Source organism: Methyloversatilis discipulorum, assembly GCF_018780585.1.
GTDB classification, from domain to species: Bacteria; Pseudomonadota; Gammaproteobacteria; order Burkholderiales; family Rhodocyclaceae; genus Methyloversatilis; species Methyloversatilis discipulorum_B.
Map to the genome: position 1 here is coordinate 442,252 of NZ_JADMJL010000016.1, position 21,693 is coordinate 463,944.

General features: G+C 67.5%; 17 protein-coding genes. 16 read left to right on the top strand and 1 reads right to left on the bottom strand.

Translation table 11 applies throughout. From position 1 onward, the window contains the following. Window positions 1-47 precede the first annotated feature (47 nt). Window positions 48-533 (top strand): YajQ family cyclic di-GMP-binding protein, encoded by a 486-nt coding sequence (locus tag IV112_RS08135; RefSeq protein WP_304002675.1) that lies wholly within the window; start codon window positions 48-50, stop codon window positions 531-533. A gap of 57 nt (window positions 534-590) precedes the next feature. Here the strand turns inward: IV112_RS08135 and IV112_RS08140 are convergent, their stop codons facing one another. Then, a complete protein-coding gene (locus IV112_RS08140) occupies window positions 591-1,295 on the bottom strand; it encodes a type 1 glutamine amidotransferase (RefSeq protein ID WP_304002677.1) in 705 nt (234 codons plus the stop codon). On the opposite strand from IV112_RS08140, the gene IV112_RS08145 reads away from it, so the two are divergent. From IV112_RS08145 to pelG, 15 genes are all read left to right on the top strand, one after another. Next, entirely contained in the window at window positions 1,285-1,950 is a 666-nt protein-coding gene (locus IV112_RS08145; protein WP_304002680.1) for a retropepsin-like aspartic protease family protein, read from the top strand. The two genes, IV112_RS08140 and IV112_RS08145, sit on opposite strands and share 11 nt — an antisense overlap. After that, on the top strand, window positions 1,950-2,543 hold the full coding sequence (locus IV112_RS08150; RefSeq protein WP_304002683.1) for a CoA pyrophosphatase: 594 nt from the start codon (window positions 1,950-1,952) through the stop codon (window positions 2,541-2,543). The genes IV112_RS08145 and IV112_RS08150 overlap by 1 nt, the downstream gene beginning before the upstream one ends. Window positions 2,544-2,672: 129 nt before the next feature. Next, on the top strand, window positions 2,673-3,599 hold the full coding sequence (locus IV112_RS08155) for a CobD/CbiB family protein (RefSeq protein WP_304002685.1): 927 nt from the start codon (window positions 2,673-2,675) through the stop codon (window positions 3,597-3,599). Between the two features lie 20 nt (window positions 3,600-3,619). Next, window positions 3,620-4,807, top strand: coding sequence for a beta-ketothiolase BktB (gene bktB / locus IV112_RS08160; RefSeq protein ID WP_304002687.1), 1,188 nt, complete (start codon window positions 3,620-3,622; stop codon window positions 4,805-4,807). Between the two features lie 212 nt (window positions 4,808-5,019). Next, window positions 5,020-6,441: a circularly permuted type 2 ATP-grasp protein gene (locus tag IV112_RS08165; RefSeq protein ID WP_304002689.1), complete on the top strand. Its 1,422-nt coding sequence runs from the start codon at window positions 5,020-5,022 to the stop codon at window positions 6,439-6,441. Between the two features lie 2 nt (window positions 6,442-6,443). Then, window positions 6,444-7,394 carry an alpha-E domain-containing protein gene (locus IV112_RS08170; protein ID WP_020165207.1) on the top strand — a complete coding sequence of 317 codons (951 nt, stop codon included), beginning with the start codon at window positions 6,444-6,446 and terminating at the stop codon, window positions 7,392-7,394. An 11-nt stretch (window positions 7,395-7,405) separates the two neighbouring features. Continuing rightward, window positions 7,406-8,215: a transglutaminase family protein gene (locus IV112_RS08175; protein WP_304002695.1), complete on the top strand. Its 810-nt coding sequence runs from the start codon at window positions 7,406-7,408 to the stop codon at window positions 8,213-8,215. 70 nt (window positions 8,216-8,285) lie between these two features. Beyond that, a complete protein-coding gene (locus tag IV112_RS08180) occupies window positions 8,286-9,020 on the top strand; it encodes a proteasome-type protease (RefSeq protein WP_304002698.1) in 735 nt (244 codons plus the stop codon). Window positions 9,021-9,141: 121 nt separating this feature from the next. Continuing rightward, entirely contained in the window at window positions 9,142-11,961 is a 2,820-nt protein-coding gene (locus IV112_RS08185; protein ID WP_304002700.1) for a bifunctional glycoside hydrolase 114/ polysaccharide deacetylase family protein, read from the top strand. Continuing rightward, a complete protein-coding gene (locus IV112_RS08190) occupies window positions 11,924-15,637 on the top strand; it encodes a tetratricopeptide repeat protein (protein WP_304002702.1) in 3,714 nt (1,237 codons plus the stop codon). The genes IV112_RS08185 and IV112_RS08190 overlap by 38 nt, the downstream gene beginning before the upstream one ends. Before the next feature lie 15 nt (window positions 15,638-15,652). After that, window positions 15,653-16,180: a penicillin-binding protein activator LpoB gene (locus IV112_RS08195; protein WP_304002705.1), complete on the top strand. Its 528-nt coding sequence runs from the start codon at window positions 15,653-15,655 to the stop codon at window positions 16,178-16,180. Next, window positions 16,177-17,568 carry a PelD GGDEF domain-containing protein gene (locus IV112_RS08200; protein ID WP_304002708.1) on the top strand — a complete coding sequence of 464 codons (1,392 nt, stop codon included), beginning with the start codon at window positions 16,177-16,179 and terminating at the stop codon, window positions 17,566-17,568. The genes IV112_RS08195 and IV112_RS08200 overlap by 4 nt, the downstream gene beginning before the upstream one ends. Continuing rightward, window positions 17,558-18,559 carry a hypothetical protein gene (locus IV112_RS08205; protein WP_304002711.1) on the top strand — a complete coding sequence of 334 codons (1,002 nt, stop codon included), beginning with the start codon at window positions 17,558-17,560 and terminating at the stop codon, window positions 18,557-18,559. The genes IV112_RS08200 and IV112_RS08205 overlap by 11 nt, the downstream gene beginning before the upstream one ends. Before the next feature lie 66 nt (window positions 18,560-18,625). Continuing rightward, window positions 18,626-20,203 carry a GT4 family glycosyltransferase PelF gene (gene pelF, locus IV112_RS08210; RefSeq protein WP_304002714.1) on the top strand — a complete coding sequence of 526 codons (1,578 nt, stop codon included), beginning with the start codon at window positions 18,626-18,628 and terminating at the stop codon, window positions 20,201-20,203. Next, entirely contained in the window at window positions 20,203-21,573 is a 1,371-nt protein-coding gene (gene pelG / locus IV112_RS08215) for an exopolysaccharide Pel transporter PelG (protein WP_304002717.1), read from the top strand. Before pelF ends, pelG begins: the two co-directional genes overlap by 1 nt. Window positions 21,574-21,693 lie beyond the last annotated feature (120 nt).

The window sequence follows — 21,693 nt, forward strand, 5'->3', positions numbered from 1 at the left end:
CACCGGGCGCCGCTTGGCGCCCGCACGCAGCACACGAGGTTTTCAGCATGCCGTCCTTCGACATCAGTTCCGAAATCGACATGGTCGAACTGCGCAACGCGGTCGACCAGGCGAACAAGGAAATCACCAACCGCTTCGACTTCAAGGGTTCGGACGCGCGCGTGGAGCAGGGCGACAAGCTGCTCACGCTGTTCGCCGACGACGACTTCAAGCTCGACCAGGTCTATGACGTGCTGCTGGGCAAGTTCGCCAAGCGCGGCATCGACGTGCGCTCGGTCGAGCGCGGCGACGCGCAGAAGATCAGCGGCAACAAGATGAAGCAGGAACTGAAGCTCAAGGTGGGTATCGAGAGCGAATCCGCCAAGAAGATCGTGCGCATCCTGAAGGACAGCAAGCTCAAGGTGCAGGGCAGCATCCAGGGCGAGGAAGTGCGCGTCACCGGCGCCAAGCGCGACGTGCTGCAGGAGGCCATCGCGCTGCTGCGCAAGCAGGTGACCGACATCCCGCTGCAGTTCGGCAATTTCCGCGACTGAGCGCCGATTCAGGCGCTGCCGCTACCGCGCCCTGCGATAGCGGCCTGTTTCCCCGGTTCAGTCCTTCAGACCTTTGACCCACTTCGCGTAGGCGGTTTCCGCCACCGCGTGCAGCGCCGCGATGCGCGCTTCCAGGTCGCGCTGGATGTCCGCCGGCTGCTGCACTGTCGGCTGGGCCGCTGCCTCGGCGATCTCGTCGGCGCCGCCGGTACACCACGACTTCACCAGATCCTCGGTCATTTCGATGTGGCACTGCATTGCCAGATGCTTGCCCATGGCCCAGGCCTGGTTGTCGCAGCCGGCGGAGGCCAGCACACGGGTGGCGCCGGTCGGCACGGTGAAGGTTTCACCGTGCCAGTGGAAGGACGGAAAGCGTGCCCGGTCGCCGAACCATTCGGCCGCTGCCGGGTCGGTGGCATGGACGTCCAGCCAGCCGATCTCCTTGCAGCGATTGGCGCCGACGGTGCCGCCAAGCGCCTTCGACATGAGCTGGCCGCCCAGGCAGTGGCCGATCACCGGAATGTCGGCGGCGACCGCCTTGCGGATCAGTTCGAGCACCGGCGGAATCCACGGCAGCGGATCGTTCACGCTCATCGGCCCGCCCATGAAGCAGAGGCCGGCGAAGGCCGACGGATCGGTGGGCACCGGATCGCCGCAATCCATCGCGAACAGGCGGATTTCACGGCCCAGGCCGTTGATATATGTAGCAAAATGACCGGGTCCTTCGGTCGGACTGTGACGGAACACTGCAATGGGTTTCATCGAAATACCTCCTCGCCGCATTCTAGCCACGCTCGCGCTCGCCGTCCTTGCTGGCGCAAGCGCTGCGCATGCGGCCGACGTTTCGCTGGCCGGTGTGTTCGGCGGCAAGGCGGTGCTGGTGATCGACGGCGGCGCGCCGCGCACGCTGGCACCGGGTGCCCGTTCGCCGGAAGGTGTGAAGCTGCTGTCGGTCGAGGGCGACCGAGCCTGGGTCGACATCGACGGCCGGCGCGTGCAGCTGCGCATCGGCGAGAACGTGGCGTCGCAGCGCAGTGCCGAAACGTCGGCCTCGGTCATCCACCTGAACGCGGATCAGCAGGGACACTTCTCCGCCGACGGGGCGATCAATGGCGTGCCGATGAAATTCCTGCTCGATACCGGCGCTACCGTGATCGCGATGGACCGCAATCAGGCGCGCCGTGCCGGCGTCGATCTGTCACGTGCCGAAGCGATGCGGGTGCAGACCGCCAATGGCGTGGTCCGCGCCTGGCGCGTCCGGCTGGCCAGCGTGAAGCTTGGCAGCGTGACCCAGGCCAATGTCGAAGCGGCCGTGATGGACGCCGAAATGCCGCAGGTGCTGCTCGGCATGAGTTTCCTGAACCGCATGGACATGCAGCGCAACGGACAGGTCATGACCCTGAGGCAGCGCTTCTGATGGACTTTACCGCGCCCGCTGCAGGCTTCGACATCGATCGCCTGCGTACCCGACTGTCTCTGCCGGCGGCGCAGCCAGACGTGCGCTTCGCCGGTTTCACGCCGGCGGCTGTACTGGTGCCAGTGGTGGTCGGCGGGGACGAACCGACGCTGCTGCTGACCCGGCGCAGCGCCCATCTGCACGATCACCCGGGCCAGATCGCCTTCCCCGGCGGTCGCGTCGATGCCGGCGACACCTCGCCCGAGGCGACCGCACTGCGCGAAGCGCAGGAGGAAATCGGCCTGTCGCCGGAGCAGGTCGAACTGATCGGCCGCCTGCCGGACTACTACATCACCGCCAGCGGCTTTCGCGTTACCCCGGTGGTCGGGCTGTTGCGCACGCCGCTGCAGCTGCAGCTCGACGCCTTCGAGGTGGCCGAGGCCTTCGAGACGCCGCTGTCCTTCCTGCTCAATCCGGCCAACCGGCGGCGCGGCAGCATCGAACACCAGGGCATCACCCGCGAGTTCTGGGCCATGCCCTGGCAGGGCTACGACATCTGGGGCGCCACCGCCGGCATGATCGTCAGCTTCGCCGAGCACCTGCTGAAGGACTGAAGCTGCCGGGTGGGGTGACGGTCACCCGGCTGACCGGACCTGCCGGTTTCGACGGGATGACGGCTTGCAAGGCTCCCGCAAGCTTCACTGTGATATCGTCCGGGTGCTCGTAAGGCGATAACGCATCACATGACCTGGCTGTCTCTTTTCGTCGCACTGCTGATCGAGCAGTACAAACCGCTTTCCTATGAGCGCGTCGTCGCAGGCCCTCTTGCCCGCTATGCGGCCTGGTTCGAACAGCGCCTGAACGCCGGCGAGGCGCGCCACGGTGTGGTCGCGTGGTCGCTGGCCGTCGGCCTGCCGGTGGCGGCCGTCTGGTTCCTCTATCTTTTCCTTGTCTGGATCAACCCGGTGCTCGGCTGGGTGCTCAATGTCATCGTGCTCTACGTGACCATGGGCTTCCGCCAGTTCAGCCACCATTTCGAGGCCACCGCCGACGCACTGCGTGCCGGTGACACCGACACCGCGCGGCGCGAACTGGGCAACTGGCTGTCGCGCAACACCGACCGGATGAAGCAGGAGGAGATCGCCCGCCTGGCGATCGAGCAGGGCCTGCTGGCGGCGCATCGCCATGTGTTCGCACCGCTGGCGCTGTTCGCGCTGCTGCCAGGGCCGACCGGCCCCTTGCTCTATCGCCTGACCGAACGCCTGTCGTGGTCGTGGGCTCGGCGCGAAAACATCGAATTCGGTGCCTTCGGCCGCTTCGCGCGGAACATCTACGAATGGCTGGATTTCATCCCTGTGCGCATGACTGCCGCGACCTTCGCCATCGTTGGCGACTTCGAGGACGCAGTGCATTGCTGGCGCACACAGGCCGCAAAATGGCCTGAGCAGGCGGCGGGCATTCTGCTCGCCAGCGGCGGCGGGGCGCTCGGCGTGAAGCTCGGCGCACCGCTGTTCGAACTCGGCGAAGTCGCGGACCGGCCCGAACTGGGCATGGGCGACGACGCCGATGTTGATCTCATGCAAAGCGCGATCGGCCTTGTTTGGCGCACACTTATATTTTGTCTTCTTTTGCTCGGCCTGCTCACGCTGGCTGGCTATGTCGGTAGCTGATTTCAACGGAGGTGGTACTGATGGCTGACAAGAGAGAAGTGGTGATCGTAGGTGCTGCACGTACGCCGATCGGCGCATACGGCGGCTCGCTGAAGGACTTCACGGCCTGCGATCTGGGCGCGCACGTGGTCAAGGCCGCCTTCGCGCGCGCCGGCGTCGATGCGAAGGAAGCGCAGCACCTGGTGCTGGGCAACGTGATCCACACCGAAGCACGTGACATGTACGTGTCGCGCGTCGTGGCGATCAACGGCGGCATGTCGAAGGAATCGTGCGCCATGGGCGTGAACCGCCTGTGCGGCTCCGGCTTCCAGGCCGTCGTGTCGGCGGCCAACGCGATCCAGCTCGGCGATGCCGACTGCGCAGTTGGCGGTGGCGTCGAAACGATGAGCCGTGGCGGCTACCTGATGCCGGCCGCCCGCTGGGGCGCCCGCATGAACGACACCAAGATGATCGACATGATGGTCGGCGCGCTGACCGACCCGTTCGACACGGTGCACATGGGCATCACCGCGGAAAACATCGCCAGCCAGTTCGGCTTCAACCGCGAGGAGCAGGACGCCTTTGCCGTCGCCTCGCACCAGAAGGCCGCGGCCGCGACCGACGCCGGCCACTTCAAGTCGCAGATCGCGCCGCTGGAAGTGGTGACCAAGAAGGGCACCACCGTCATCGACACCGACGAGCACTTCCGCCGCGACGCGTCGCTCGAAGGCATGGCCAAGCTGCGCCCGGTGTTCAAGAAGGACGGTTCGGTCACTGCCGGCAATGCCTCGGGCATCAACGACGGCGCTGCCGCCATCGTCATGATGGAAGCCGGTGCGGCCGCCCGTGCCGGCGCCAAGCCGCTGGCCCGTCTGGTGTCCTACGCCGTTGCCGGCGTCGATCCCACCATCATGGGCACCGGCCCGATCCCGGCCGTCAAGCTGGCGCTGCAGCGCGCCGGTCTGAAGGCCTCCGATCTGGACGTGATCGAATCGAACGAAGCCTTCGCCGTGCAGGCCATGTGCTGCACGCGCGAACTGGGTCTGGACCCGGCCAAGGTGAACCCGAACGGCGGCGCCGTCGGTCTGGGTCACCCGGTCGGTGCCACCGGCGCCATCCTGACCGTCAAGTGCCTGTATGAACTGCAGCGCACCGGTGGTCGCTATGGCCTGATCACGATGTGCATCGGCGGTGGCCAGGGCATTGCCGGCATCATCGAACGCATCTGATCGCCGCTTCACCGGTCTGAAAAAAACGCCCCGCCCAGTGCGGGGCGTTTTCGTTTCAGACCCTTGCACCACATGAATCCGGGCTCCGCACCCGCTTGGTGCGTAAAACCCTTCGAAGCGGAAGGTTTCCAGTCCTGGCGCCGTTTTCCGGCATGGCACATTTTTCGCTGCATGCAGGTACGCGCCAAACAATCACACGAGACAACCCGATCATGGCCAACCCGTCCTCGATCTATGACGAAATGAACGGCGCCGACGGCACGGTGCGCGCTCACTACGCCGGCTACCAGAAGTGGCTGGCGGAAACACCGCCGGAGCGCATCGCGCAAAAGCGTGCCGAAGCGGATCTGGTGTTCCACCGGGTCGGCATCACCTTCGCGGTCTATGGCGAGGAGGAGGGCAAGGAGCGCCTGATTCCGTTCGACGTCGTGCCGCGCATCATCCCCGCGCAGGAATGGAAGCAGCTGGCCGCCGGCCTGCGCCAGCGCGTGAAGGCGCTGAACATGTTCCTGCACGACGTCTACCACGACCAGGAAATCATCAAGGCCGGCAAGATTCCGGCCGAGCAGGTGCTCTCGAACAGCCAGTACCGGCCGGAGATGCAGGGCGTGGACGTGCCAGGCGGCATCTACGCGCACATTGCCGGCGTCGATGTCGTGCGCGCCGGGGCCGGCGAGTTCTACGTGCTGGAAGACAACCTGCGCGTGCCGTCCGGCGTGTCCTACATGCTGGAAGACCGGCGCATGATGATGCGGCTGTTCCCGGAACTGTTCTCGCGCTACCGCGTGGCGCCGGTCGAGCACTACCCGGACATGCTGCTGAGCAATCTGCGTGCGGTCGCACCGGCCGGCGTGCTCGATCCGACCGTCATCGTGCTGACGCCCGGCGCCTACAACTCGGCCTACTTCGAACACGCCTTCCTCGCCCAGCAGATGGGCGTCGAACTGGTCGAGGGCCAGGATCTGTTCGTGCGCGACGAGCACCTGTACATGCGCACCACCCAGGGACCGCAGCGCGTCGATGTGATCTACCGGCGCATCGACGACGACTTCCTCGACCCGCTCGCCTTCCGCGCCGATTCCATGCTGGGCGTGCCGGGTCTGCTGCAGGTCTATCGCGCCGGCCACGTGACGCTGGCGAACGCGATCGGCACCGGAGTGGCGGACGACAAGTCCATCTATCCCTACGTGCCGGACATGATCCGTTTCTATCTGGACGAAGAGCCGCTGCTGAACAACGTGCCCACCTACATGTGCCGCAAGAAGGAGGACCTCGCATACGTGCTGGCCCACCTCGACGAACTGGTGGTCAAGGAAACGCACGGCGCTGGCGGCTACGGCATGCTGATCGGGCCGCGCGCATCGAAGGAGGAGATCGAGCGCTTCCGTCAGCTGCTGACCGAGACACCGGAGCGCTACATCGCTCAGCCCACGCTGTCGCTGTCGGCCTGCCCGACCTTCGTCGACGCCGGCATCGCGCCGCGCCATATCGACCTGCGCCCCTTCGTTCTGTCCGGCAAGGACATCAACATGGTGCCGGGCGGACTCACCCGCGTGGCGCTGCGAGAGGGCTCCCTGGTGGTGAATTCGTCGCAGGGCGGCGGCACCAAGGACACCTGGGTCCTGGAGATCTGAACATGCTGAGCCGAACCGCAGACCACCTGTACTGGATGGCGCGCTACATCGAGCGCGCCGAGAATGTTGCCCGCATGCTGGACGTGAATTACCGCATGTCCATGGTGCCGCAGGCCGATGGCGGCATCGACGCCGGCTGGGGCGCGACGCTGTCGATCACCGGCCTGGAGGACGCCTTCCGCGCCAAGTACCCGGCGGCGACGATGGAATCGGTGCTCGAATTCATGGTGTTCGACGGCAGCAATCCGTCGTCCATCATGAGCTGCCTGCGCATGGCGCGCGAGAATGCGCACGCGGTGCGCGGCACCATCACGTCGGAGATGTGGGAAACCACCAACGACACCTGGCTCAAGATGCGCGACTACCCGCGCTGGAAACTGTCGGGCAGCGAGATCGGCGAATTCTTCGAGTGGGTGAAGTTCCGTTCGCATCTGTCGCGCGGCGTCACGCTGGGCACCATGCTGCGCGACGAAGCCTTTCACTTCATCCGCCTCGGCACCTTCCTCGAACGGGCCGACGCGACCGCGCGCTTCATCGACGTGAAGTACCACATGCTGGTCGACGGCAAGGCGCCGCCCGACGCGGCTGCCGACTACTACCAGTGGAGTGCGCTGCTGCGTTCGGTGTCGGCCTTCGAGGTGTATCGCAAGGTCTACCGCGACCTGATCACGCCGGTGAAGGTGACCGAACTGCTCATTCTGAACGACCAGATGCCGCGCTCGCTGCGTACCAGCATGGTCGAGGTGTACGAAAACCTGCTGGCGGTGTCGAACTACCGCTCGAAGGAAACCCAGCGCCGTGCCGGCGAACTGCAGGCCAGCTTGAAGTTCGGCCGTATCGAGGACGTGTTCGCGCGCGGGCTGCACGAGTACCTGACGCAGTTCATCGTGCGCGTGAACGACCTCGGCAACCGCATTTCAAACGATTTCCTGGTTCCGATGTCATCCAGTTGAAGGAGATCGCCATGCTGCTCGATATCCGTCACGAAACCACGCTGCAGTACGCCAGCCCGGTCAGCTACAGCATCCAGCAGTTGCGGCTCACACCGCGCGAGGACTCGACCCAGCGCCCGCTGAACTGGCGCGTGCAGGCGCCGGGCAGCGCGCGCCGCTCGGTCGACGCGCACGGCAACATCGGTCACCTGCTGACGCTGGACCGGCCGCACAGCGAACTGTCCATCGTCGTCAGCGGCACCGTGCGGCTGACCGACGCCGACGCCTGGATGCCGCGCGACAGCGGCACGCTGTCGCCGCTGTCCTATCTGGCCGGCACACGGCTGACCGAGGCCGACGAACAGGCGCACGCGATGGCCGCCAGCCATCTGCGGGCGCGGCGCGACACGGTGGGCGAACTGCTGGACCTCAGCGGTGCGGTGTGCGGCGCGGTGCGTCATCAGCCGGACTGCCTGCCGCCGGGTGGCGCCTCGACCGCGCTGGACGCCGGCTTTGGCTGCAGCGCCGACATCGCGCACGCCTTCATCGCCTGCTGCCGCGCGGCCGGGTTGCCGGCACGCTACGTGAGCGGCTATCTGATCGACGCCGCCGGCGAGTGGGCGGCACCACATGCGTGGGTCGATGTCTGGCTGGCCAGCGGGCCGGCGCCCGGCGGCGAAGCCGGCTGGGTCAGCGTCGATGTGCTCGAACGCGCGCTGGCCGGCCACGGCTACTGCAGGCTGGCGGTCGGGCGCGACCATCTCGATGCCTGCCCGGTGCGCATGGCCGGCGGCGAGGCGGTCACGCGCACGCTGACCCGGGTGTCCATCCACACGCACTGACGCACCGCCGCACCGGGCAGCGCGCGCGCTGTCCGTCTAACATTCAACTTTTCCCTGACGGAAATCCGCCATGACCTACTGCGTGGGCATGCTGCTCGACGCCGGGCTCGTATGCCTGTCCGATTCGCGCACCAATGCCGGTGTCGATCACATCAACACCTTCCGCAAGATGAATCTGTTCGAGCGCCCGGGCGAGCGCGTGCTGGTGCTGATGAGCGCCGGCAACCTCGCGCTGACGCAGACCCTGGTGAGCCTGCTGCGCGAGCGTCTCGCCACCGACGGGCCCAACCTGTACACGGTCGCCAACATGTTCGAGGCGGCGCGCCACGTCGGCGACTGTCTGCGCGAGGTACACGCGCGCGACGGCGAGGCGCTGAAGGAATTCGGCATCGAGTTCAACGCCAGTCTCATCCTTGGCGGCCAGATACTCGGCGAGGAGCCGCGGCTGTTCCAGATCTACGCTGCCGGGAACTTCATCGAGGCGACGCGCGACACGCCTTACTTCCAGATCGGCGAGGCGAAGTACGGCAAGCCCATCATCGACCGCGTCATCCGCCCGGAAACCACGCTGGACGAGGCGGCCAAGTGCGCGTTGATCTCGATGGATTCAACCATCCGCTCCAACCTGTCGGTCGGCCTGCCGCTGGACCTGCTGGTGCTGCGTACCGGCGCGCTGAGGGTGTGTTCGCACACGCGCATCGACGCCGAGAACGCCTATTTCGAAATGATCCGCACACGCTGGGGCGAAAGCCTGCGCGAAGCCTTCCACGCGCTGCCGTCGCCGGACTGGATCCCGCTCGCCTGATCGCGCCGTCGACGGCGCGAGAGCGTTGTGCAGCGCAAATTTTGCCCAACTCGGGCCTGCAAGCTAAAGGTTCCCCCACAATGCGCCGTTCACCGGAAACCCTGTCGGCGCCCGTGACCTGATGCTTTCGATCTTTCGTTCGCTGCACCGTCCTGACCTGTCGCGTTACACCCGTCTGCTGTGCTTCGTCGCGCTCGCGTTGTTCGCCGTGGCGGCCAGCGCACAGGCGGGCGAGCTGCCGTCGGTTGCACTGCACTATGGTGCCGATGCCCCGCTGACGGCGATGAAGGCCTTCGACATCGCGGTGGTCGAACCCGACCATGGTTTCGACCCGGTCGCCTACCGCGGGCAGGGACGCTCCGAACTGTTCGCCTACGTGAGCGTGGGCGAGGTGCATCCGACCCGCCCTTACGCGGCACGTATTCCGGAAGCCTGGCGCATCGGTCGCAATCCGGCCTGGAAATCCCTCGTGATCGACCAGGCCCAGAGTGCGTGGCCGGCCTTCTTCGCCGAACAGGTGATCGCCCCGCTGTGGGCGCGTGGCTATCGCGGCTTCTTTCTCGACACGCTGGATTCCTACCATCTGGTCAATGGTGTCGACATCCTTGCCCAGCAGCAGGGCATGGTGGCTGTGGTGCGGCAGTTGCGCAGCCGCTTTCCCGGCATCCGCCTCATCTTCAACCGCGGTTTCGAACTGCTGCCCGACCTGCGCGGCGAGGTCTATGCGGTCGCCGCCGAGTCGCTGTACCGCGGCTGGGACGCGAAGAAGAAGCGCTATGTCGAGGTCGGGCAGGCCGACCGCGACTGGCTGCTCGGACAACTGCTCGCGGCGCGCGACAAGTACGGCGTGACGGCGATCGCCATCGACTACGTGGCCCCAGCGGCGCGCGATACGGCGCGCGATACGGCGCGACGCATCCACGCGCACGGCATCGTGCCCTACGTGACCGACGGCGATCTGCGTCACCTCGGCGTCGGCCTGGTCGAGGTGCTGCCGCGCAAGCTACTGTTCCTGTACAACAGCCGCGAGGCGGCGCGCGTCAACGTGTCGAGCGCCCATCGCTACGCCGAGATGCCGGTCAATCACCTCGGTTACGTGACGGACTATGTCGATGTGAACGAGCCGCTGCCGGACACCGTGCCGGCCGCGGAGTACGCGGGGGTCGTGAGCTGGTTCGACGGCTACGTGCCGCCTGCGCGCACGACCGTGCTTGCGCGCTGGATAGCGGCGCGCATCGCCGAAGGCACCCGTCTGGCGGTGTTCGGCTCCTTCGGATTCGAGCCGGCAGGCGACTTCCTGCGCGAGGCTGGCTTGGCCTCCGTCGCGCCAGCGCGCGGACGGCTCGACATCGCAATGGCCGATCCGTCCGTCGGCTTCGAATCGCCGCCGATTCCCGAGCGCGGACGGCTGGCGCGGATACGCGTCGATGTCGATGCGGCACGGACGCTGCTCACCGTGTCGGATGCCGACGGGAAGAAGTACGACGCGGTGGCGCAGATGCCCTGGGGCGGCTTTGCGCTGCATCCGTTCGCCATCCGTGCGCTGCCGCTGGAGGAGGCGCAGGTGCGCTGGATCGTCGAACCTTTCGCCTTCATCCGCGATGCGCTCGCGCTGCCGCCGCTGCCGGTACCCGACACCACCACGCTCAGCGGTCGTCGCATGTTCTTCGCCCACATCGACGGTGACGGCTTCGCGTCGCGCGCGGAAATGAAGGGGCGCCGGCTGGCCGCCGAGGTGCTGCTCGATGACGTACTGAAGCGCTACGTCGTGCCGCACGCGATGTCGGTGATCGAGATCGAAACCAGCGCACAGGGGCCGTACGCGAAGGATTCGGTCGAAATGGAGTCGGTCGCGCGCCGCATGTTCGCGCTGCCGCACGTCGAGATCGCGTCGCACAGCTACACCCATCCGTTCTACTGGGACAGTGTCGAGCGCGGCGAAGTGAAGCAGGCCCTGCAGGGTTACTCGCTCGCGCCCGACGGCTACGTGCCGTCGCTGGAGCGCGAAATCGCCGGCTCGGTCGACTACATCCGCAGCCGCCTCGCACCGCCGGGCAAGCCGGTCGGCCTGATGCTGTGGACCGGTGATGCCGCACCGACCGAAGCCGCGCTGGACATGGTCGAGCGCCTGGGCATGGTGCAGATGAATGGCGGCTACACGGTGGCGAGCCGCCTCTATCCCAGCCTCGCCGCGGTGTCGGCACTCGGGACCTGGCAGGGCCGGCACTTTCACGTTCATGCGCCGATCATGAACGAGAACGTCTACACCAATCTGTGGACCGGTCCGTTCTACGGTTTCGAGCGCGTCACCGAAACCTTCGATTTCACCGACGAGCCGCGCCGGCTCAAGCCGATCAACATCTACTACCACACCTATTCGGCGAGCAAGCAGGCGGCGCTGGAGGCGCTGCACAAGGTGTACCGGCACGCGCTCTCGCAGCCGGTGCATCCGGTCTATCCGAGCGAATACGTGCGCATCGCGATGAACTTCAACGATGTGGTGCTGGCGCGCACGCTGGACGGCGAGCGTTACCGGGTGCGCAACGCGCACCATCTGCGCACGCTGCGCCTGCCGCGCGAACTGGGCGTGCCCGACCTGCCGGCGTCGCCGGGCGTGGCCGGCTTCCGCGACGGCGGCGAGGGACGTTACGTGCACCTCACCGCGGACGAGGCGGAGCTGCGTCTCGCCGCGGTCGATCCGCGCCTGCCGATGCTGGCCGACGCCAATGCCCGCGTGCTGTCGGCGACGCGCGACGGCGAGCTGTACCGCTTCGAACTGCGCGCCCACGTGCCGCTCGAGTTCGCACTGGCGAACGCCGAGCGCTGCAGCGTATCCGCCGACGGCCGCGCACTCGCCGCGCAGCGCCGCGACGGCGCGCTGACCCACTACCGACTGAGCGCCCATGCTGCGACGATCGAGCTACGCTGCCGCCTCGCTTGAGCGACCGCGCCTGGTCGCACCGCACGTGCTGCTGGGCATCGGTGCGCTGGTCGGCGTGCTGCTGGTGCTGCTCTATCCCTATCAGGCGCTGGTGCAATACACGATCAACGCCACGCGCGGCGACACGCTCACCGTCGTCTATCTGCGCAACCTGCTGCGCACCGATCCGCGGAACCCGGAACTGCGGTTGGCGCTGGTGCGGCAGTCGCTGGCGCGGCGCGACTACGAACAGGCGCGTGCCGATCTGGCGCCACTGCTGGCGAGCGACATCGATCGCGACACGCTGACCGAAGCGCGCTGGGTGGACTGGACGCTTTACGAGAGCGAGCTGCTGTCGACGGCGCCGTGGTCGTCGCGCCACGTCGAGCTTGAGGCGCAGCTGCCGCAGCGCCTGCGCGATGCGGTGGCGATCGACGGCCTCAACGAAATCAACCGGATGTCGCTGGTGCAGCGCGCGCTGTCGCGCGGACAGGCGCTGCTGGCGCTGGACCTGATCGCCACCTTCCAGCGCGACGGCAGCGCGGTCGATCCGCGCCTGTATGGGCAGGCGGCGGCGGAACTGCTGGGGCAGGGCGAGTACGAGGGCGCGGCGCGCATGCTGCTGCTGCAGCGCAGCCGCGAGCCCGACGCAGCGGTCCGTCGCCAGCTCTTCCTGCAGGCGCTGCGCACGCTGCAGTCCGGCAATCTGCTCGATCTCGCGCTCGACACTGCAGAGCGCGAGATCGGCGAACTGGCGAACGACACCGAAGTGCTCTACTACCTGGTCACGCTGGCGCGCGCCGCCAACCGTCCGGACGCGGCCGCCCGTTACGCGAAACAGATGCTGAAGCTGTCGCTGCAGCAGCAATTGCGCCGCGCAATGCTCGCGCAGACCGGCTTCGACGCGCAGCCGTGGCGCGTCGCCACTGGTGCGGGCCCCGACCTGCCGTTCGACGACAAGATCTACACGCTGGGTTACGAGGCCTTCATCGGCAACCGCCAGCTCGACGACGCGCAGCGTGTGGCTGCCTCGGCGGTGCGTCAGGCGCCGGACGACATGAAGTGGCGCGAGCGTCTGGCCACCGTGTCCGAATGGGCCGGCAAGCCGCAGGAGGCGCTGGATCAGTGGCTCGTGCTGGCGCAGCGTACCGGCCGCGAAGACGCCTGGGACGCCGTGCTGCGGCTGGCACCGGGCCTGCTCGACGACGAGGCGCTGCTGCCCGCGTTGCAGCACCGGCTGCGCCGTTCGCCGGGTGACATGCGTCTGCTGGGCGAGATCGTCGCCGCCTACGAACGGCAGGGGCGGCCGCGCGAAGGCATCGCCTTCCTGCAGAAGATCACCGCCAGCTCACCCACGCCGCAGGCGCTGAAGGCGCTGGCCGATCTGGCCGAACGTGCCGGCGACATCGACCTCGCCCTGGCCACGCTGGCGCGCCTCGATACTGTCGTTGCGCCGGAGCCCGCGCGTGCGTCTCGCCGCGCCGCGCTGCTCATCGTGCGCAGCCGCTTCGACGATGCGATGCAGGCGCTCGAATCGGCCAAGGCGGTGGCGACCGACGCCGATCGCGACTACTGGCGGCTGTATTCCTCACTCGCCATGCTGCTGCAGGACGACGACAGGGCGCGCGCCGCGCTGGAGCGCGTGACGCGCTTCGACGACGCCGATGCCTTCGAGCTGGCCGACCTGATCGAACTGCTGACCGATGTCGCGCCGCTGGCGGCGGCGCGCGAGGCCGAGCGCGGCTGGCGCCGTTACGGCGACACACCCTGGCTGATGCGCACGCTCGACCTCTACGTGTTCGCCGGCCGGCCGCAGGACGTCGGTCGCATCATCGGCGACATGAGCACCGCTCAGCTGGCCAAGGCCGAGCGTGTGCCGCTGTTCCTGCAGATGCGCGCGCAGTGGCACCAGTCGGCCGGGCGCCGCGACCTCGCCTTCGCCGACTTCAGCGCCGCACTGACGCTGGTGCCGGACTCGGCCGACGTGCGTTCGGCGCTGCTGTGGCTGCTGATCGACGGCAACGAAGTGCGCGCGCTGCGCGATCTGCTGCTGCGCAAGGAACAGGTGTGGGCGCAGGACGAAGCGCTGCACGACGCGCTGGCCGCGGCCTGGCAGGCGCTGTCGCGCCCGCAGGTGGCGCTCGACCGCTACATGCTGCCGCGTTTCGGCCGCAAGCGTGGCGACTTCCTGTGGATGATGAATGTCGCCGACGCGCTGGAACAGAACCAGGAGGTCGACCGGGCCTGGCGCCTGCGTCAGACGCTGTGGGCGCAGGAGCGACCGCGACTGGGCGAACTGGCCGCTGGCGACATCGGTCAGCTGCAGCGACTGGCACGGGTGCGACTGGCGCGGGCACAGCAGCCGGGTGACGCGTCGCACGCGCTGCTGCGCGAGGTGCTGCGGCTGGACCGCGCTCCGGACGGCCAGTGGTTGCCGGCGGCGCGTGAACTGGCGCTGTCCTGGTTCATCGACCGCGGCGAGTACGACGCGGTACGCGGCTTCCTGTGGCACCAGTACGGACGCGCGCTGAACCGCCCGCTGTGGGCCGACATCACCGCCGCGCTCGGGCAGGGCGACGTGGCGGCGGTCGGCGCGCTGCTCGAAACCTGGGACGAGCGGCTGCCGCGCTACGACCGCGTGAACAGCGCACGTCTGGTTGGCGATCTGCGTCGTGCGCAGAGTGCCGCCTTCGAGACGATGGACGCCCAGCGTGACGACGCGCCGCTGCATCTGCAACTGTCCGATGCGATGCTCGATTACGCGCACCGTTTCGATCTCGACATCGCGCAGCGCGAACTGGGCGGCATCGACGAGCGGCAGGCCGGCGCCACGCTGGACATGGCGATCGCGCCCGATCTGCGGATGAGCTTCGAATTCGGCTCGATCTCGCGCAGCCGTGGCGACAACACGCAGTTTTCCGCGGTGCCGGGAGAGAGCAGCTATCTGCTCGGCAAGCTTGCCTGGGCGCACGACGACGGCACCACCCGCATCACGCTCGGCCAGCGCGATGGTTTCGAAACCATCCACCCGTTCGCCATCGAGCGCGAACAGCGCATCGACAACCGGCTCAGTGCGACGGCCGGCATCGGCACCGACATGCCGGCGACCGAAAACCTCGGCCTGCGCGCGGCCGGCATGCGCGACCAGATCGACCTGCGTGCCAGTTACCGCGTGTCGCGCTACGACCGCGTCGGCCTGCAGCTGGGCGGCTATCGCTACCGGGCGCAGAACGGCCTGTCCATCGGCAGCGGCCGTCTGTGGCAGGCCGAGCTGGTGCATTCGATCCGCACCGAACTGCCCGATCTCGAAGTCAGCGCCTATGTCGCTGGCTACCGCTTCAGCCCGTCCGACATCGATCTCGCCGACGCGCGGGCGGTCGACATCAAGCAGCGCCTGTTCGCCGGCAGCGATGCCGACGTCACGGCGCTGCGTCCGCAAAGCTTCAATCTGCAGGGGCTCAGGCTCACTCACAACATCCGCCTGCTGCGCGACTACACGAAGGCGCTGCGCCCCTTCGGTTCGATCGGCGTATCCAACAACAGCGTCGCCGGCGCCGGTTACGACGTGTCGTTCGGCGTGGCCGGCAGCCTGCTCGGTACCGATCATTTTTCGCTGTCCTGGCGACAGGACAAGGGCGGTGGTGGCATCTTCGCGCGCACCACCGAATTCGCACTGCACTACCGACTGTTTTTCTGAACCGGGAGAGTTCGCATGAAACGCCTGATCAACTACATCGCCGGCCTCGCCGCCGCGCTGGCGCTGCTCGCCGGCTGCGCCGTCATCGATCACTCGGCGCCGTCCGGCGCCGACAAGTCGGCGGCCTGGGTGCTGCTGCCCTTCGGCAATGCGACCGAAACGCCGTTCGCCGGCCAGCGCGCCGAGGCGGTGACCGAAAACCTGCTGCGTGCGCTCGGCGTCGCCAACGTGCAGCGCTATCCGTCCGATCTGCAGCGCGACAACCTGTTCGAGACCGGGCAGGCGAAGGACGACGCGAAGGCGATCGAATGGGCGAAGGCGCAGGGTGCGCGCTACGCCGTGACCGGCACGGTCGATGAGTGGCGCTACAAGGTCGGCGTGGATGGCGAGCCGGCGGTCGGCATTGCATTGCAGATCGTCGAGGTCGACAGCGGTCGCGTGTTGTGGAGCGGTGTCGGCGGCAAGAGCGGCTGGAGCCGTGAATCGCTGGCCGCGGTGGCGCAGGAACTGATCAAGTCGCTGCTGGTGCCGGCGCTGAAATGAACGAACGCTCGCCCGGCGAGAAGCCGGTCATCCGGCGCACTGACGAGCCGCTGCTGCGGCGCCTGATGGCGCGCTTCACGCCGACCGGGTCCGGTGCCGGTGCGGCGGCCGTGGCCGAGACGCTGGCCACGCCGCTGCTCGCGCTGCTGCTCGCCTTCTGGCTCAACCCGCTCGACCCCTTCTTCCTGCGGGCGCAGTTCGCCTGGGTGTGGCTCGGCCCGGTGCTGGTGGCGCTGCGCTATGGCCCGATCCCCGGTCTGGCCGCCAGTGCCATCGTGTTTGCCGCGTGGTTCGTTTTCGGCGAACTGGGCGTGGCGCTGGGCGAACTGCCCAAGCTGTATTTCCTCGGCTGGCTCATCACGGTGATGATCTGCGGCGAGTTCTCGTCGCTGTGGCGCAATCGCGTGCGGCGCGCCGAGAGCGTGCAGGCCTACCTCGAGCAGCGCCTGGAGTATCTGACGCACCAGCATTACCTGCTGCGCCTGTCGCACGACCGGCTGGAGCAGGATCTGATCTCGCGTCCGGTGTCGATGCGCGACGCGCTGGTGAGCCTGCGCGCGCTGGCCTCGGCGCCCGGCGCTGCCGGTGACGCGCTGCCGGGCGCGCCCGACCTGCTGCGTCTGGTGGCGCAGTACTGCCAGATCGAACGCGCAGCGCTGCTGCCGGTCGATGCCGACGGCCGCCCCGATGGCGGCGCGCCGACCTATCTTGGCGCGCCGTTCGACATCGATGCCAGCGATCCGCTGATCGGCTTCGCTCTGGAGCGTCGCCGGCTGGCGCACGTGGCGCTCGACGACGAGCGCGCCGAGGGCGGCTCGCGCTATCTGGTGGTGGCACCGCTGAGCGACATGAGTGGTTCGATGCGGGCGCTGCTGGTGGTCGATCGCATGCCCTTCTTCGCGCTGCACGAAGAAACGCTGCAGATGCTGAACCTGCTGCTCGGCTACTACGCCGACGGCCTGTCGGCGAGCGAGCTGGCGGCACCGCTGCGTGCGCGCTTCGCCGACTGTCCGCTCGACTTCGCTTTCGAAATGGCACGCATGTGGCGCGTCCGCGTCGAGTCCGGCGTCGCCAGCGCGCTGGTCACGCTGGAATTTCCGGCGGGCGAGGAGGGGCGCGAACTGGTGCAGCAGATCGCCCGCATCCAGCGTTCGCTCGATGTGGTGTGGAAGGTCGACGGTGGCGACCGCCCGCGTCTGCTCACGCTGATGCCGCTGGCCGGCAGTGCCGCGGTCGAAGGCTATCTGGCGCGCATCGACAACTGGTTGCGCCAGCACCGCGGCAGCGGACTGGACGACAGCGGCGTCGGCAGCCGCATCAGCATGCTCGATCAGGTCGAGCCGGTCGCGCTGTTGAGCGGCGTGCTGAAGGTGCCGCATGGGCAGTAGCCAGCTCGCCTTCGCCGCGCTGCTCGCCGAGCTGACCGCCTTCTACGGTCTGGGCAGCATCGACGCACCGGACCTCGCGCTGTCCGCCTACCTGGCGGCACACGCACCGGCCAGCCTGATGCTCGCGCTGGCGGTGTACGCGCTGATTCCGCCGGCCCGCTCGAAGCCGCGCACCAGCGTGCTGTCTCTGCTGTTCAGCTGCATCTTCTTCGTGCCGGTACTCGGTTTCGTCGGCGTGCTGGCGGGCGCGCTGATGCGCCACCTGCTGCCGCGGCTGAAGGCGCCGCAGCGCTTCTCGGCGGTGCGGCTGCCGGATCTGGACATCCACGAAAGCAGCGAGAAGTCGGCCGCGGGCTTCCGTCAGGCCGGCGTGCGACAGTTCCTGAAGAACGAACGCGCGCCGGTGCCGCAGCGTCTGCGCGCGATGGTGGCGCTGTCGCACGCGCCGTCGCGCATCGGTTCGCCGGTGTTGCGCGAACTGCTCGGCGATTCCGAGGACGACCTGCGCCTGCTCGCCTACGGCCTGCTCGACAGCCGCGAGAAGCGGCTCAACGCCGACATCCACGAAGCCCGTCAGCGTTACGCCGCGAGCCGCGACGCCGAACAGCGCAGCCGCGTCGCGCATCAGCTGGCGGCGCTTTATTGGGAGCTGATCTATCAGGGGCTGGTGCAGGGCGACCTGCTCGACTACGCGGTCGGCGAGGCGCTGCGCTACAGCGAAACCGCGCTGCAGACGCGCGGCAACGACCCGGCGCTGCATCTGCAGCACGGTCGTCTGCTGCAGCAGATGGGCCGGCTGGAGGAGGCCGATGCGGCCTACCGGCGCGCGCGCGAACTGGGCCTGCCCGCTTCGCGCGTCGTGCCCTATCTGGCCGAACTGGCGTTCGCGCGACGCGACTTCACGCAGGTGCGCGCGCTGCTGCAGACGATGCAGGACTGGGAAGGTCTGTCGCGGCTGCAGCCGGTGCTGAAATTCTGGGGGCAGGCATGAGTGCAGCATTGATCGACCGGTTCGACCGCGGTCTTCCTTCTTGCGGCAGCGACGGAGGACCATTCGGTGAGTGAGGTGATCCGCCGGGCGGAGCAGGGCGTCGATGTCGCGCTGCTGCTTGAGGGCACCTTCCCCTATGTGGCGGGCGGGGTGTCGAGCTGGGTGAACCAGATCATCCGCGCCTATCCCGAACTGCGCTTCGCCGTCGTGTTCATCGGCAGCCGGCGCAGCGACTACGGCGACATGCGCTATGCGCTGCCGGACAACGTGGTGCATCTGGAAGCGCACTACCTGCATGACGACCTCGGCGGCGGCGCCAGTGCGCACGACCGCAAGTCCGGCATGGCCGGCGACGCGCAGGCCTTCGAGCGGATGGCGGCGCTGCATGAATCCTTCCGCCATGGCGGCGCCGACGTCGAGGCACTGTTCGCCGAAGCCTGCCGCGACATCCGCCCCGGCGGACGCATCGATCTCGACGCCTTCCTGCGCAGCGAAGCGTCGTGGGACATCGTCACCGACCGCTACCGCAAGTACTGCAGCGACCCGAGCTTCGTCGATTACTTCTGGACGGTGCGCATCATGCACCAGCCGCTGTGGCAGCTCGCCCGCATCGCGCACACGCTGGTTCCGGCGAAGGTCTATCACAGCGTGTCGACCGGTTACGCCGGCTTTCTCGGCGCCATGCTGGCGCAGTCGACCGGGCGTCCGCTGGTGCTGTCGGAACACGGCATCTACACCAAGGAACGCAAGATCGACCTCTACCAGAACGAGTGGATACGCGACAACCGCAACGTGTTCCAGAAGGACGCGTCGGAGCTGAGCTACTTCCGCCAGTTGTGGATACGCTTCTTCGAATGGCTGGGGCGCATCACCTACGCCGCCGCCGACCCCATCATCGCGCTGTACGAAACCAACCGGCTGCGCCAGGTGGCCGACGGTGCCGACGCCGCGCGCACGCGCAACATTCCGAACGGGGTGGCGATACAGCGGCTGGCGCCGCTGCGCGCGCAACGGCCGGACGTCGTGCCGCCGGTGCTGTGTCTGATCGGTCGCGTGGTGCCGATCAAGGACATCAAGACCTTCGTGCGCGCGATGCGCCGCGTGGTCAATCGCATGCCCGAGGCGCAGGGCTGGATCGCCGGCCCGGCCGACGAGGATCCGGCCTACGCCGAGGAGTGCCGCAATCTGGTCGACAGCCTCGGCCTGTCCGACAACGTGCGCTTTCTCGGCATGCAGAAGATAGACGAGCTGATGCCGAAGATCGGTCTGGTCGTGCTGTCGTCGATTTCCGAGGCGCTGCCGCTGGTGCTGCTGGAGGGTTATGCCGCCGGCGTGCCGGCTGTGTCGACCGATGTCGGCTCCTGCCGCCAGCTGATGTACGGCCTGGGCGACGAGGACGAAGCGCTGGGTGCGGCCGGTCGCGTGGTCGGCATCGCCGACCCGCAGGCGCTGGCCGACGCCGCGCTCGAACTGCTGAACGACGGCGCGGCCTGGCGGGCGGCACAGCGGGCCGGCATCGCGCGCGTCGAGCGCTACTACAGCGACGCGCTGATGTTCGACCGCTATCGCGCGGTCTATGAAGAAGCGCTGGCGCGCGACACGCGCAGCGCCAGCGGCTGCCCGTTCGGGCACGGAGCGCGCTGATGGCCGGCATCGGTTTCGAACTGCGCAAGCTGCTGAAGAAGGACAGTCTGCTCGGGCTGGTACAGGCCTACAGCTACGCCGGCGTGATCGGCTCCGGACCGTGGGTGCTGTCCATCGTCGGCATCCTGATGGTGGGTCTGCTGTCGCGCGCGGTGGTGGTGCCGGAATTCCTGATCACGCAGTTCCAGGTGTCGGTCACCTATCTGATCTCGACCTCGCTCATCCTGACCGGCCTGGTGCAGCTCGCCTTCACCCGCTTCATTTCCGACCGCCTGTTCGAGAAGCGCGACGACCTGGTGATGTCGAACTTCAACGGCCTGCTGCTGTGGGTGTTGGCCGTTGCCGGCGTGGTCGGGCTGCTGCTCGCGTTCACGCTGTTCGCCGGCCTGTCGGTGTCCTATCGTCTGCTGATGCTGGCGGGCTTCGTGCTGTTATGTGGCATCTGGGTGGCCACCATCTTCCTGTCCGGCCTGAAGATGTACCGCGCCATCCTGCTGCTCTACGCGCTCGGCTATGCGGTCACCGTGCTGTCGGCGCTGGCGGCGCGGCCGTGGGGGCTCGAAGGCCTGCTGGGCGGATTCGTGCTCGGGCACTTCGTGCTGTTCGTCGGCATGTGGATGATCACCGCCTGGCACTACCGTTCGCGGATGACGATTTCCTACGAATTCGCCCGCCGCGAGACGCGCTATCCGTCGCTGATGCTGATCGGCCTGCTGTACAACCTCGGCGTCTGGGTGGACAAGTTCATGTTCTGGAGCTGGCCGGAAACGTCGGACGCCATCATCGGCCCGCTGCGCGCGTCGGTCATCTACGACCTGCCGGTGTTCATGGCCTATCTGTCCATCATCCCGGGCATGGCGGTGTTTCTGGTGCGCATCGAAACCGACTTCGTCGAGTACTACGACCGCTTCTTCGACGCGGTGCGCACCGGCGGTTCGCTCGAATACATCGAGGACATGCGCGACGAGATGGTGTATTCGATCCGCCAGGGGCTGGCCGAGATCGGCAAGATCCAGACGCTGGCCATGCTGGCCGCCATCGTCGCCGGTCCGGCGGTGTTCGCGGTGCTGGAGATTTCGGAACTGAACCTGCCTCTGCTCTACATCCAGACCCTGGCCGCCAGCCTGCAGGTCGGTCTGCTGGCGCTGCTGAACGTGTTCTTCTACCTCGACCAGCGCCGCATCATCCTCGCGCTGTGCGGCTTCTTCTGCCTGTCGAACATCGCGTTTACGGCGATTTCATTCCAGCTCGGCGCCAGCTTCTACGGCTATGGCTATGCGCTGTCGGTGCTGCTGACGCTGATGCTCGGGCTGTGGGCGCTGGACAGGAAGCTGGGGCGGCTGGAGTACGAGACTTTCATGCTGCAGTGAGCGTGCATGCTTGCGATCGCGGCGTGTATCGGAGCCGGCGACCTGCAGTGGCTGAGTCGCGGCCAAGGCCGCTCCCACAGGGATTGCGCCCGATTCGCCGCCGAAGCCGGGGCCCGGGTT

Excerpts from the sequence above, each read along its gene's own strand:
- IV112_RS08135 (WP_304002675.1), top strand. The coding sequence starts at position 48 with ATGCCGTCCTTCGACATCAGTTCCGAAATCGACATGGTCGAACTGCGC.
- IV112_RS08145 (WP_304002680.1), top strand. The coding sequence starts at position 1,285 with ATGGGTTTCATCGAAATACCTCCTCGCCGCATTCTAGCCACGCTCGCG.
- IV112_RS08140 (WP_304002677.1), bottom strand. The coding sequence starts at position 1,295 with ATGAAACCCATTGCAGTGTTCCGTCACAGTCCGACCGAAGGACCCGGT.
- IV112_RS08150 (WP_304002683.1), top strand. The coding sequence starts at position 1,950 with ATGGACTTTACCGCGCCCGCTGCAGGCTTCGACATCGATCGCCTGCGT.
- IV112_RS08155 (WP_304002685.1), top strand. The coding sequence starts at position 2,673 with ATGACCTGGCTGTCTCTTTTCGTCGCACTGCTGATCGAGCAGTACAAA.
- bktB (WP_304002687.1), top strand. The coding sequence starts at position 3,620 with ATGGCTGACAAGAGAGAAGTGGTGATCGTAGGTGCTGCACGTACGCCG.
- IV112_RS08165 (WP_304002689.1), top strand. The coding sequence starts at position 5,020 with ATGGCCAACCCGTCCTCGATCTATGACGAAATGAACGGCGCCGACGGC.
- IV112_RS08170 (WP_020165207.1), top strand. The coding sequence starts at position 6,444 with ATGCTGAGCCGAACCGCAGACCACCTGTACTGGATGGCGCGCTACATC.
- IV112_RS08175 (WP_304002695.1), top strand. The coding sequence starts at position 7,406 with ATGCTGCTCGATATCCGTCACGAAACCACGCTGCAGTACGCCAGCCCG.
- IV112_RS08180 (WP_304002698.1), top strand. The coding sequence starts at position 8,286 with ATGACCTACTGCGTGGGCATGCTGCTCGACGCCGGGCTCGTATGCCTG.
- IV112_RS08185 (WP_304002700.1), top strand. The coding sequence starts at position 9,142 with ATGCTTTCGATCTTTCGTTCGCTGCACCGTCCTGACCTGTCGCGTTAC.
- IV112_RS08190 (WP_304002702.1), top strand. The coding sequence starts at position 11,924 with ATGCTGCGACGATCGAGCTACGCTGCCGCCTCGCTTGAGCGACCGCGC.
- IV112_RS08195 (WP_304002705.1), top strand. The coding sequence starts at position 15,653 with ATGAAACGCCTGATCAACTACATCGCCGGCCTCGCCGCCGCGCTGGCG.
- IV112_RS08200 (WP_304002708.1), top strand. The coding sequence starts at position 16,177 with ATGAACGAACGCTCGCCCGGCGAGAAGCCGGTCATCCGGCGCACTGAC.
- IV112_RS08205 (WP_304002711.1), top strand. The coding sequence starts at position 17,558 with ATGGGCAGTAGCCAGCTCGCCTTCGCCGCGCTGCTCGCCGAGCTGACC.
- pelG (WP_304002717.1), top strand. The coding sequence starts at position 20,203 with ATGGCCGGCATCGGTTTCGAACTGCGCAAGCTGCTGAAGAAGGACAGT.